The following is a 12,571-nucleotide window of genomic DNA, read 5'->3' on the forward strand; positions in this document are numbered from 1 at the left end:
GATGACCGACCTGCATATCGACCGATTGGACCACCTGGTCCTGACCGTGGCGGATGTCGCCGCGACCTGTGAGTTCTACCACCGCGTGCTGGGCATGGAGGTGGATACCTTCGGCGAGGGGCGCAAGGCGCTGCGCTTCGGGCTGCAGAAGATCAACCTGCATGCACACGGGCGCGAGTTCGAGCCAAAGGCCGAGCGCCCCACGCCCGGCTCGGCGGACCTGTGCCTGATCACCTACGCGACGATGGACGAGATCCTGGCGCACCTGCAGGCGCAGGGCGTGACCGTCGAAGAAGGACCGGTCCAGCGGACGGGTGCCACCGGACCGATCCTGTCGGTGTATTTCCGCGATCCGGACCGGAATCTGATCGAGGTATCTCGCTATCTGGCGTAATGCGCCCCCACCCAACGGCAGCCATGCGTGGCATGGCATGGCACTCCACCGCGAACCGGCGCCGTTGGTTGGACATGCGGGCACAAAAAAAGCGGGCCGAAGCCCGCTTTTTCTTGTCTGCGGAAGCGTGAGGACCAACGGTCCTCACCTACCGACCGGGAAGCGTGAGGACCAACGTTCCTCACCTACCGCGAGATCGGCGTTGGCCGATTACTCGGCGGCGGGGGCGCCCTCGCCTTCTTCGACGGCCTTCATCGACAGGCGGATACGGCCCTGCTTGTCGACTTCCAGCACCTTGACCTTGACCACATCGCCTTCCTTCAGCACATCGCCGACCTTCTCGACGCGATCGCTGGAGATCTGCGACACGTGGACCAGACCGTCCTTGCCCGGCAGGATCGTGACGAACGCACCGAAGTCCATGATCTTGGCGACCTTGCCTTCGTAGATGCGGCCCGGCTCGACGTCCGAGGTGATCTGCTCGATGCGGGCCTTGGCAGCCTGCGCAGCGATGGCGTTGACCGACGCGATGACGATGGTGCCGTCATCCTGGATGTCGATCTGGGTGCCGGTTTCCTTGGTGATGGCCTGGATGGTGGAACCACCCTTGCCGATCACTTCGCGGATCTTGTCCGGGTGGATCTTGATGGTCAGCAGGCGCGGCGCGTAGTCCGACAGCTCTTCGCGCGGGGCGGTCAGGCCGTGGGCCATTTCACCCAGGATGTGCAGACGGCCAGCCTTGGCCTGCTGCAGTGCCTGCTTCATGATCTCTTCGGTGATGCCTTCGATCTTGATGTCCATCTGCAGGGCGGAGATGCCCTCAGCGGTACCGGCGACCTTGAAGTCCATGTCGCCCAGGTGATCTTCGTCACCCAGGATGTCGGACAGGACGACGAAGCGCTCGCCTTCCTTGACCAGACCCATGGCGATACCGGCCACCGGCGACTTCACCGGCACGCCGGCGTCCATCAGGGCCAGCGAGGAACCGCAGACCGAGGCCATCGACGAGGAGCCGTTGGATTCGGTGATTTCCGAGACCACGCGGATGGTGTACGGGAAGGCTTCCAGCGACGGCATCACTGCCAGCACGCCGCGCTTGGCGAGACGGCCGTGGCCGATTTCGCGACGCTTCGGGCCCATCATGCGGCCGGTCTCACCCACCGAGTAGGGGGGGAAGTTGTAATGGAAGAGGAAGTTTTCCTTGTACTCACCGGCGACGGCATCGATGACCTGGCCATCACGGGCGGTGCCCAGGGTGATGGTCACGATGGCCTGCGTTTCACCGCGGGTGAACAGCGAGGAGCCGTGGGTACGCGGCAGGATGCCGGTCTTCACCGAGATCGGGCGGACGGTGTCCAGCGCACGGCCGTCGATGCGGACCTTGGTGTCGAGCACCGAGTTGCGCATGGTGCTGTATTCCAGCTCGCCGAATTCCTTCGACAGCTCGGCCGGGTTCCAGCCTTCGGCGGCCACACGGCCAGCCAGCGACTCGACCACGTCCTTCTTGATCGCCGAGATGGCGTCACGGCGCTGCAGCTTGTCGCGCACCTGGAAGGCTTCGCCCAGACGCGGGCCGATGGCTTCCTGCAGGGCGCTGATCAGCACGTCGTTCTTGGCCGGGGCTTCCCAGGTCGACGGCTTGGTGCCGGCTTCCACGGTCAGCTCGTTGATCGCGTTGATGACCTTCTGCATTTCGCGGTGACCGAAGGTCACAGCGCCCAGCATCACGTCTTCGGACAGCAGCGCGGCTTCGGATTCCACCATCAGCACGGCGTTGGCGGTACCGGCGACAACCAGTTCCAGCTCCGAATCCTTCAGTTCGGTCACGGTCGGGTTGAGGATGTACTCACCGTTCTTGTAACCCACCTTGGCGGCGGCGATCGGACCCTTGAACGGGGTACCGGCCAGCGACAGCGCAGCCGAGGCGCCGATCAGCGCGGCGATGTCGCCGTCGATGTCCGGGTTCAGCGACATCACGGTAGCGATGATCTGAACTTCGTTCTTGTAGTCTTCCGGGAACAGCGGACGGATCGGGCGATCGATCAGGCGCGAAATCAGCGTCTCTTTTTCGGTCGCGCGGCCTTCGCGCTTGAAGAAACCGCCCGGGATACGGCCACCTGCGTAGAACTTCTCCTGATAGTCGCAGGTCAGGGGGAAGAAGTCCTGGCCCTCACGCGCGCTCTTGGCGGCAACGGCGGAGACCAGCAGCACGGTGTCGTCGAACTTGACGATGACGGCACCGCCGGCCTGACGGGCGATTTCGCCGGTTTCAAGCGTGACGGTGTGCTTGCCGTACTGGAAGGTTTTGGTGATTTTTGCCACGGGGGTTTCCTTGGATGATGCTTTCTTCAATGGACCGCAGGCGACCCTTGCCGCCGACGGGTGACCGGTTGTCCGGCCCATACGTTTGATGCGGTACTGCCAAAACAAAACCGCGGCGCATTCCTGCGCCGCGGTGGGGGTTCGTGCTTAGCGACGCAGGCCGAGCTTTTCGATCAGGGCCTTGTAACGCGGAGCGTCTTTCTTCTTCAGGTAGTCGAGCAGGCTGCGGCGGCGGTTGACCATCTGCAGCAGGCCACGACGGCTGTGGTGATCCTTCTTGTGGGTCTTGAAGTGGCCGGTCAGCAGTTCGATGCGGGCGGTCAGCAGAGCGACCTGGACTTCCGGGGAGCCGGTGTCAGCCGCGCTGCGCTTGTTGTCTTCAATGACTTTCTGGGTGTCGATCGACATATCTGTTTTCTCTTGGATGCGTGGCCCGCAGAAACGTCCCATTGACGTACCGCGCGACTCGCCGTTAACGAAAGGATGAACCCGCAGAACGCGGGAAGCCTGAAAAGGCCGCGGAATTGTAACGTCCGCGGGCGTCCGGAACAAGGACCGGGGTGGCGTCCGGCCCGCTCGCTCAGAGGTTGAACAGGCGCTGCGGGGCCAGCAGACCGGTCTCGTCGACCTGGCCTAGGCCCTGGATCGCCTCGGCCGGGCCGAAGACCACCACCCCACCCTGCGGCCAGCTGGCGTCGCGGATGCGCTGCCCCACCCGGAAGCGACGGGTCTGCTCGTCGTCCAGCGTGACCCGCGGGTAATGGGCCAGACCCGCGTCCAGCGGCAGCAACAGGGCCTCCATGCCGGCCTCATCGCCCTGCTCGGCCAAGGCGCGCAGGGTGTCCAGGGTGACCATCGGCGCCTCTCGGAAGGGATCCACCCACAGCCGACGCAGGCCGGCGATATGGGCGCCGCAGCCCAGCGTCTCGCCAAGGTCGCGGGCCAGGCTGCGGATGTACGTGCCTGAACCGCAGGTCACCCGCAGCGACAGCCGGGTCTGCTGCTGGTCCAGCACCTCCAGGGCGTGGACCTCCACATCGCGCTCCGGCGCTTCGATCGCCTCGCCACGGCGGGCCTTCAGGTACAGCGGCTCGCCGCCCTGCTTGAGCGCGGAGTAGATCGGGGCGCGCTGGCGGATGCGACCGCGCAGCGGTGCCAGCGCCGCCTCCAGCTCGGCCGCACTGATGGCAGGGACCGGCCGCTCGCGCAGCACGGTGCCATCGGCATCATCGGTATCGGTGGTCTGGCCCAGCACCACCTCGGCGTCATAGGCCTTGGCGGAGCCGAGCAACAGGCCGGCAATCTTGGTGGCCTCACCGAAGCACAGTGGCAGCAGCCCGGTGGCCAGCGGATCCAGGCTGCCGGTGTGGCCGCCCTTCTCGGCGCGGTACAGGCGGCGAGCCACCTGCAGGGCCGCGTTGGAGCTCATGCCGGTCGGCTTGTCGAGCAGCAGGATGCCATCCAGGCGGCGGAATGAAATTCGGGGTGCCATGCATTCAATTCAAAACGGCGCCGTGTGGCGCTGCCGGTCAATCCGGCCTCCGGCGGAGCGGTCGCACTGCGACAGGCCCCGCCCCATAAGACAACAGCCCTTTCGGGCTGTTGGTCCATCAGGCTTTCTTGTCGCCTTCGTCGGCGTCTTCGCCTTCGTCGACGTCATCTTCGCCGCCGTCATCGCCCTGCCGACTTTTTTCTGCCGCCAGCGTATCGGGCAGATCGCGCAGGATGTTGTCGATGCGCTCGCCGCGATCCACCGAATCATCGTAGTGGAAGTGCAGCTCGGGCACGTGGCGCAGCTTCATCGCACGCGCCAGCTCCATCCGCAGCTCCCAGGCCAGTTCCTTCAGGCCTTTCATGGCTTCTACCGAACGTTCGGGCATCAGCGCGGTGACGAAGATCTTGGCATGCGCCATGTCACGGGTGATTTCCACGTCGGAGACGCTCACCGAAGGCAGGCCGTGTACACGCACGGCGTTGTGCACGAGCGTCCCCAGTTCGCGGCGGATCTGGGCGGAAACACGGTCGGTTCGATGGAAGGTCTTTGGCACGAGGCACTCTTGATTCGGTGGTCGCCCGACCAACGGTCGGGCGCTACAGGTATACGGGACCCGCCCACCGGTCGGGCGCTAAATCATGGCAGGGCCCGACCGTTGGTCGGGCCACCGCGACATTACAGGGTGCGCGGCACTTCGATACGCTCAAAGCACTCGATCTGATCACCCGGCTTGACGTCGTTGTAAGCCTTCACGCCGATACCGCATTCGGTACCGTTGCGCACTTCTTCGACGTTCTCCTTGAAGCGACGCAGCGATTCCAGCTCGCCTTCGAAGACCACGACGCTGTCGCGCAGGACGCGGATCGGCTTGCTGCGCTTCACCGTACCTTCGATGATCATGCAGCCTGCGACCGCACCGAACTTCGAGCTGCGGAACACATCGCGGACCTGGGCGATACCGATGATCTCTTCGCGGATTTCCACGCCGAGCAGACCGGAGGCCACCTGCTTCACCTGATCGATCACGTCATAGATGATCGAGAAGTAACGCAGGTCAACGCCGTTGGATTCAATGATGCGACGGGCCGAAGCATCCGCACGCACGTTGAAGCCGATCACGGTGGCCTTGGAGGCAACCGCCGAGTTGGCGTCCGATTCGGTGATGCCGCCCACGCCGGAGTGGATCACGTTGATGCGGATGTCGTCGTTGGACAGCGCGACCAGTGCCTGGCTCAGCGCCTGCACCGAACCCTGCACGTCGGCCTTGATCACCAGGTTCAGCACCTGCTGGCCATCGCCCTTGCCCAGGGTCGCCATGATGTCTTCCATGCGGCTGCCGGCGGACTGCACCAGGCGCGATTCACGGCGCTTGGTTTCGCGCTGCTGCGCGACGTCCTTGGCCAGACGCTCGTCTTCAACCACGACGAAGTCATCACCGGCATCCGGTACGCCGGACAGACCCAGCACCTGCACCGGAATCGACGGGCCAGCCTGGTCGGGCTGTGCGCCGGTTTCATCGAACAGCGCGCGCACGCGGCCGTACTGGATACCGCAGACCAGGTAATCGCCCTTCTTCAGCGAACCCTGCTGCACCAGCACGGTGGCGATCGGGCCACGACCCTTGTCCAGCGAGGACTCGATGACCACGCCGCTGGCGCGACCGTCGGCCACGGCCTTCAGTTCCAGCAGTTCGGCCTGGATCGAGATCGCGTCCAGCAGGTCGTCGATGCCCAGACCGGCCTTGGCCGAGATCTCGACCATCTGCACGTCACCACCGAAATCTTCGGAGACGACCTGCTCGGTGAGCAGTTCGTTCTTGACGCGCATCGGATCGGCGCCGGACTTGTCGATCTTGTTGATCGCCACGATCAGCGGCACACCCGCCGAACGGGCGTGCTGGATGGCTTCCTTGGTCTGCGGCATGACGCCGTCATCGGCCGCCACCACCAGCACCACGATGTCGGTCAGCTTGGCACCGCGGGCACGCATGGACGTAAACGCCGCGTGGCCCGGGGTATCCAGGAAGCTGATCACGCCCTTCGGCGTTTCAACGTGGTACGCACCGATGTGCTGGGTGATGCCACCGGCTTCGCCCGTGGCGACCTTGGTGCGGCGGATGTAATCCAGCAGCGAGGTCTTGCCGTGATCGACGTGGCCCATGATGGTGACCACCGGCGGACGTGCCACCGGCTCGCCCTGGTTGCCACCGGCCAGCGCCAGCAGCGCGTCTTCGGCGTCGTTGGTGTTGGCACGGATCACGTTGTGGCCGAGTTCTTCGGTCACCAGCGCAGCAGTGTCATGGTCGATGGTCTGGGTGATGGTCGCCATGACGCCCATCTTGAACAGCGCCTTGACCACATCGCCGCCCTTGACGGCCAGCTTCTGGGCCAGATCGGCGACGGTGATGGTGTCGCCGATGGTGACGTCACGCACGATCGGCGCGACCGGACGTTCGAACCCATGGGCACCACCGCCGCTGCGCGACTGGTTGCTGTCACGGCGGCTGCCGTGCTGAACGCGCCCGGTCGGACGACCGCGCGAGTTGCTGTTGTTGCCGCGGCGGGCACGATCGGCAGCCGACAGATGCAGCTGACCGGCGAAGCGGTTGCCACCATCGTCGTCGCGCTTGGCGCCCGGACGGTTGTTGTTGTTGTTCGAGTTGCGATCGTCCGAACGCGGTGCCGGACGGGCAGCCGACGGTGCAGCCGGACGCGCATTGCGGGCCGGTGCATCGGCAGCAGTCGGCTTGGCGGCAACCGGGGCCGGGGCCGGCGGTGCGTTCTTGGCCGCTTCTGCAGCGGCTTCGGCCGCCTTGCGCTCGGCTTCGGCACGTTCCTTGGCGTCGATCTCTTCCTGACGCTTGCGGGCGATTTCTTCGTCGCGCGCACGGTCCTTCTCGGCCAGTGCGCGCTGCTCGTCCAGATTGCGCTGGCGGGATTCCTCCAGCTTGCGCAGGATGTCGGCGCGCTCCTCATCCGCGGTCATCGGCTTGCCGCTGGCGTCCTTCATGTAGGTACGCTTCTGGCGCACTTCCACGTTGACGGTGGTCTTGCTGCGGCCGGCGCTGACGGTCACTTCCTGCAACTTGCGACGGTTCAGGGTGATCTTCTTGGCGGCCTCGTCATTGCTCTCGACGGGCTGCTCGGTCTTGCCGTGCGAACGACGAAGGAAGCCCAGGAGCTTCACCTTCTCGGTACTGGTCACGACCTGGTCGGGACCGCTGAACTTCATGCCGGCTTCGGCAAGTTGTACGAGCAGTTTATCGACCGGGGTGTTGACCAGTTCGGCAAGCTTGCGGATGGTGGTTTGCTGCGACATTCGGATCCTATGATCTGGTTGGCGCTCCCTCGAAACGTGCGAAGGCAGCGCGGAGTCTAAGCCCTGAGCGGGTCAGGGCACTGTTCATCGCTGGCTCATTCGCCGCGCTCCAGGCGGGCGATCTCCTCGGCTCGGGCGGCAAGGATCAGGGCGGCGGCGCGCTCCTGGTCCATGTCCTCGATGCCGAACTCGAGGATCTCGTCGGCGGCCAGGTCCGACAGGTCCTCACTGGTACGCACGCCGTGACCGGCCAGGGCGTAGGCAGTTGCCTCGTCCATGCCTTCCAGGGCGAGCAGGTCTTCCGACGGCGAACCGTCCTCCAGACCTTCTTCCACCGCCAGCGCTTCGTTGAGCAGCGCATCGCGGGCACGGGCACGCAGCTCTTCGACGATGTCTTCGTCGAAGCCTTCCACGGCCAGCAGTTCGCCGACCGGGACGTAGGCGATTTCTTCCACGGTGTTGAAGCCTTCGGTCACCAGGATGGCGGCGATTTCTTCATCCACTTCCAGCTTGTCCATGAACAGCTGACGGGCAACGCCCTGCTCTGCCTCGGACTTGGCGGTCACCTGGTCCTGGGTCATCACATTGAGCTGCCAACCGGTCAGGCGGCTGGCAAGACGGACGTTCTGGCCGCCCTTGCCGATCGCCTGGGCCAGGCGCTCTTCCGCCACGGCCAGGTCCATCGAGTGCTTTTCTTCATCGACGATGATCGACTGCACTTCCGCCGGCGCCATCGCATTGATGACGAAGTTGGCGGGGTTCTCGTTCCAGAGCACGATGTCCACGCGCTCGCCATTGAGCTCGTTGGACACGGCCTGCACGCGCGAACCGCGCATGCCGATGCAGGCACCGATCGGATCGGTACGCGAATCGTGGGCCAGCACGGCGATCTTGGCGCGGTCGCCCGGATCACGTGCACAGGCCTTGATCTCGACCAGGCCCTGGCCGACTTCCGGCACTTCGAGCTTGAACAGTTCGATCATGAATTCCGGGGCGGCGCGGCTGATGAACAGCTGCGGGCCACGCGGTTCCGAACGGACTTCGGCCAGGTAACCGCGCACGCGGTCGCCAGCGCGCAGTACGTCGCGCGGAATGCCCTTGTCCTTCGGAATGAAGGCCTCGGCGTTGCCGCCCAGGTCCACATAGATGTTGCCGCGCTCGGCGCGCTTGACCACACCGGTGACCAGTTCGCCGACACGATCCTTCCACGCATCGACCACCTGCTGACGCTCGGCCTCGCGCACGCGCTGGACGATCACCTGCTTGGCGGCCTGTGCGGCGATACGGCCGAAGTCCGGGTTCTCGATCTGCTCTTCGATGAAATCGCCGACTTCCACGCCGTCGGCTTCATCGATGGCGTCCATCAGACGGATCTGGCGGTCCGGGGACTCCATGACCACGTCATCGGCCACCACTTCCCAGCGGCGGAAGGTTTCGTAGTTGCCGTCCTTGTGGTCGATCGACACACGGGCCAGCACTTCTTCTTCCGGGTAACGCTTTTTGGCAGCCGAAGCCAACGCTGCCTCGATGGCATCGAAGATGACTTCGCGCGGGACGCCTTTTTCGTTGGCGACCGCATCCACTACCAGCAAAAGTTCCTTGCTCATTGGCTCACTCCGCGCGCGGCTTTTTGGCCGCCGGCTCGTTGGATGGTTTCTTGTTCGCCTTGCCACCCTGTTTGGGTGCCGGGCCAGTCGGTTTGGTCGGAGCCAGGCCGAGGGCGGCCCAGTCCGGCATGATGCGCGCCTTGTCGATGTTCTCGATGTCGGCGGTAAACGGGGCATTGTCGACCTTGAAGGTGACCGTGCCTTGTTCGATATCCACGGCGAGGATCTCGCCCTGCAGACGGCGGCGGCCATCCTGCGGCAGGCTCAGCGTCACCTTGGCGGATTCGCCGATGGCGCGCTCGAACTGGTCGCCGGTGAACAGCGGGCGGTCCACGCCCGGCGAAGACACTTCCAGCGTGTAGTTCGCCGTGATCGGGTCTTCGACGTCCAGCTGGGCAGACACTTCGCGGCTGACACGTTCGCAGTCGTCGATGTTGACGATGCGCTCGGGCTGTTCGGCCAGCGGCACGTCGATGTACAGGCGCAGCGTGGCACCACCCGGGGCGGTGAGATATTCCACGCCCAGCAGCTCGAGACCCAGCGACTGAACGGTGGGGGCGAGCAGATTCGCGATTTCGGTTGCCTTGTCGCTCACAGTCGGCCTTGATTCGTTGAAAAGAAATACGGGTCTGGTCCGTTGCATGGACCACCTTCCGGAAACAACAAAGGGCCCGTTGGGCCCCTGTCCGGTACAACTCCGGTCATGCTGGATTCCGGTGCAGATGCGCACGTGGTGCACGTCTGCGAGCCCAGCGTTCCGGGGGTCACGGCGGCCTGGGTACAGGTTGCCGTTTCCTGGAAGCCGGTTGCGGGGCCTGTTCATATCCGTTGAGAGGAGATGAGTAGACAGTCCGCTAAGCCACTGATGATAGCCGTTGCACCGCGCTGGTGCAATGGTTGGGGTGGCTGCTGGCGCCTCTATTCGGAAAGCTGAACGGCAAAAGCCGTTGTTTCATCCTTCGGCGCGGACATCGGTATGGGCAGGTCCGCGGGACGCGCCGTGAACCCCGCTCCGCGGCCCGGCCCAGCTGCTGGCGGCTGTGCGTTCGAACGCATGCGAGGCAGTGCCTCGCAAGCAATGCGCCCTCACCCTTGGGGGCTCATGGGCGACATCCATGTCGCCCCAATGGTCCCGCCAACCTGCCCACACCGCTGCCTACGGAAATGCCTGGGCAGTCACTGAAGTTGCAAGCAAAGGCGGGGCAGCATCTCAGGCGACAACGTGTCATTGACGCTGACTGCCTGTCGAGCATCGTCGCCGCAGCCGCCATCGCCCCGCTCCGCCGACCTTTCCACTGTCATGCCGCGTCGCCGTCCACGTCGCAGATGCCACAACGAAAAAAGCGACCTCGTTGCCGAGATCGCCTTTTCGTCTACTGCATCTGCACTGCAGATTTTCTGTGGTAGCGGGGGCAGGATTTGAACCTGCGACCTTCGGGTTATGAGCCCGACGAGCTGCCAGACTGCTCCACCCCGCAGCAGAAGCGGAATTGTAAGGGAGTTTTCACTACCGTGCAACCCCCTTGTGAAACATATCGTTCGACGTCCAGGAAAGGCAGCCGACCAACGGTCGGCTCTACCGAAAGGTCCGAAGCAGCCGGAGCAGCCGGAGCAGCCGGAGCAGCCGGAGCAGCTGGAGCAGCTGGAGCAGCTGGAGCAGCTGGAGCAGCCGACCAACGGTCGGCTCTACAACGAAAAAAGCGACACCGTTTCCGGCATCGCTTGATTCGTCCACTGCCTCCGGTTTGCACCGGAGCTATATGGTAGCGGGGGCAGGATTTGAACCTGCGACCTTCGGGTTATGAGCCCGACGAGCTGCCAGACTGCTCCACCCCGCAGCAGAAGCGGATGAGTTGTGTGCCAACCAACGGTTGGCACCTACCGCAACGATGTTCTGGCGAAACCGCTGCATCAACAACTCAGGAGATGAATATTACACGAGTTGCGCACGTTTGTATCGTTTTTTACGAAATATGTGCAAATGCCTGCTGGCACCACACCATGATCGGGTTCCACGCCACGCCCAGGGCCAGCAACGCCAGGGCATTCACGCCCAGCACCACGCCCAGGACGCGATCGTTGTTGGCCGGCAGCGGCTCACCCACCGGCTCATCGAAGTACATGACCTTGATCACGCGCAGGTAGTAGAAGCAGCCGATCACGGCGCAGATCACGCCGACCATGGCCAGCCACAGCATGTCGCCCTGGATCGCCGCGCCGAGGACGGCCAGCTTGGTCCAGAAGCCCAGGAACGGCGGGATGCCTGCCAGCGACGCCATGATGCACAGCACCAGGCCGGCCATCCACGGGTTGCGGGCATTGAGGCCCTTGAAGTCTTCGATCTTCTCGGCTTCAAAGCCGTTGCGCGACAGCGCGATGATCGCGCCGAACGCAGCCGTGGACATGATCGCGTAGCTCAGGGCGTAGAACAGTGCCGCCGAGTAACCCCGCTCGCCACCCCCGGCCATGCCCATCAGCAGGAAGCCGATGTGCGAGACAGTCGAGAACGCCAGCATGCGCTTGAGGTTGGTCTGCGCGATCGCCATCAGGTTGCCGATCACCAGCGACAGTGCGGCCAGGCCACCGATCAGGTACTTCCACTCGTCGGCCAGCGGACCCACGCCCATTTCCAGCAGGCGGTAGGCCATGCCGAACGCGGCAAGCTTCGGGGCCGAGCTGATGAACAGCGCGACCGGTGCCGGGGCACCCTGGTACACATCGGGCAGCCACATGTGGAACGGGGCCGCACCCAGCTTGAAGGCCACGCCGGCGATCATGAACACCGCGCCGGTCAGCAGCAGCATCTTCTCTTCGGTATGCGGGATGGCGGCGTTGATGGCGTCCAGGTGCAGCGAACCGGTGGCGCCGTAGATCAGCGACATGCCGTACAGCAGCAGGCCCGATGCCAGCGAGCCGAGCACGATGTACTTCATCGCCGCTTCCGAGGCCAGACCGTTTTCACGGTTGCTGGCCACCAGGGCGTAGGAGCACAGCGCCAGCAGTTCCAGGCCCAGATAGACCATCAGCAGGCTGCCGGCCGAGACCAGGATCATCATGCCCGCGGTGGCGAACAGGATCAGCACCGGGATCTCGCCCTGGTAGAGCTTGCGCTCGCGCAGGTAGCTCCAGCCGTAGATCAGGGTCAGGCCGCTGCACAGCACGATCACGGTCTTCATCACGTCGGCCGCGTTGTCGCGGACGAACATGCCGTGGAAGACCTCGCCCTGCCCGCCCACTCCGGTGGCGAGCATGAAGAAGACGACCGCCAGCGCAGCGATCGAGAACAGGTGGGTCCAGATCTTGTTCTTCTCACTGATGAAAAGATCAAGCATCAACAGGGCGAACGCACTGCCAACCAGCACCAGCTCGGGAGCGAGCGGCGGGAGGTCAGCGGCGGTCAGTGGCAACAGCGGCGAGGTGGTCATCATCAAATCC

Annotated in this window: 10 protein-coding genes and 2 tRNA genes; 2 read left to right on the forward strand and 10 right to left on the reverse strand. The window is 64.3% G+C overall.

Annotated elements, in window-relative coordinates; translation table 11 throughout:
- The first annotated feature begins 10 nt into the window (after positions 1-10).
- A complete protein-coding gene (locus ABE472_RS08055) occupies positions 11-394 on the forward strand; it encodes a VOC family protein (RefSeq protein WP_346463845.1) in 384 nt (127 codons plus the stop codon).
- Positions 395-604: 210 nt separating this feature from the next.
- Here ABE472_RS08055 and pnp read toward each other — a convergent pair whose 3' ends face one another.
- From pnp to ABE472_RS08095, 8 genes are all read right to left on the reverse strand, one after another.
- Positions 605-2,716 carry a polyribonucleotide nucleotidyltransferase gene (gene pnp, locus ABE472_RS08060; protein ID WP_121038382.1) on the reverse strand — a complete coding sequence of 704 codons (2,112 nt, stop codon included), beginning with the start codon at positions 2,714-2,716 and terminating at the stop codon, positions 605-607.
- 147 nt (positions 2,717-2,863) lie between these two features.
- Positions 2,864-3,124, reverse strand: a complete 261-nt coding sequence (gene rpsO / locus ABE472_RS08065; protein ID WP_038687260.1) for a 30S ribosomal protein S15 — start codon at positions 3,122-3,124, stop codon at positions 2,864-2,866.
- 172 nt (positions 3,125-3,296) lie between these two features.
- Positions 3,297-4,208 (reverse strand): tRNA pseudouridine(55) synthase TruB, encoded by a 912-nt coding sequence (truB, locus tag ABE472_RS08070; RefSeq protein ID WP_313218970.1) that lies wholly within the window; start codon positions 4,206-4,208, stop codon positions 3,297-3,299.
- 118 nt (positions 4,209-4,326) lie between these two features.
- Positions 4,327-4,764, reverse strand: coding sequence for a 30S ribosome-binding factor RbfA (rbfA, locus tag ABE472_RS08075; protein ID WP_123730643.1), 438 nt, complete (start codon positions 4,762-4,764; stop codon positions 4,327-4,329).
- 122 nt (positions 4,765-4,886) lie between these two features.
- Positions 4,887-7,529, reverse strand: a complete 2,643-nt coding sequence (infB, locus tag ABE472_RS08080; RefSeq protein ID WP_346463818.1) for a translation initiation factor IF-2 — start codon at positions 7,527-7,529, stop codon at positions 4,887-4,889.
- 95 nt (positions 7,530-7,624) lie between these two features.
- The gene (gene nusA / locus ABE472_RS08085) at positions 7,625-9,136 is read right to left on the reverse strand and encodes a transcription termination factor NusA (protein WP_019182690.1); all 1,512 of its coding nucleotides are present in this window, start codon (positions 9,134-9,136) and stop codon (positions 7,625-7,627) included.
- Between the two features lie 4 nt (positions 9,137-9,140).
- Positions 9,141-9,731 carry a ribosome maturation factor RimP gene (gene rimP / locus ABE472_RS08090; protein ID WP_313208968.1) on the reverse strand — a complete coding sequence of 197 codons (591 nt, stop codon included), beginning with the start codon at positions 9,729-9,731 and terminating at the stop codon, positions 9,141-9,143.
- An 806-nt stretch (positions 9,732-10,537) separates the two neighbouring features.
- Positions 10,538-10,614: transfer RNA gene (locus tag ABE472_RS08095), tRNA-Met, on the reverse strand.
- Between the two features lie 47 nt (positions 10,615-10,661).
- On the opposite strand from ABE472_RS08095, the gene ABE472_RS08100 reads away from it, so the two are divergent.
- A complete protein-coding gene (locus ABE472_RS08100) occupies positions 10,662-10,862 on the forward strand; it encodes a hypothetical protein (RefSeq protein WP_346463820.1) in 201 nt (66 codons plus the stop codon).
- 35 nt (positions 10,863-10,897) lie between these two features.
- Here ABE472_RS08100 and ABE472_RS08105 read toward each other — a convergent pair.
- Both ABE472_RS08105 and nuoN read right to left on the reverse strand, forming a co-directional pair.
- Positions 10,898-10,974 (reverse strand) — tRNA-Met (locus ABE472_RS08105).
- A 126-nt stretch (positions 10,975-11,100) separates the two neighbouring features.
- Positions 11,101-12,561: an NADH-quinone oxidoreductase subunit NuoN gene (gene nuoN, locus ABE472_RS08110; RefSeq protein ID WP_176989302.1), complete on the reverse strand. Its 1,461-nt coding sequence runs from the start codon at positions 12,559-12,561 to the stop codon at positions 11,101-11,103.
- Positions 12,562-12,571: the final 10 nt, after the last annotated feature.

It is taken from the genome of Stenotrophomonas sp. TWI809, assembly GCF_039673205.1.
Classification (GTDB): domain Bacteria; phylum Pseudomonadota; class Gammaproteobacteria; order Xanthomonadales; family Xanthomonadaceae; genus Stenotrophomonas.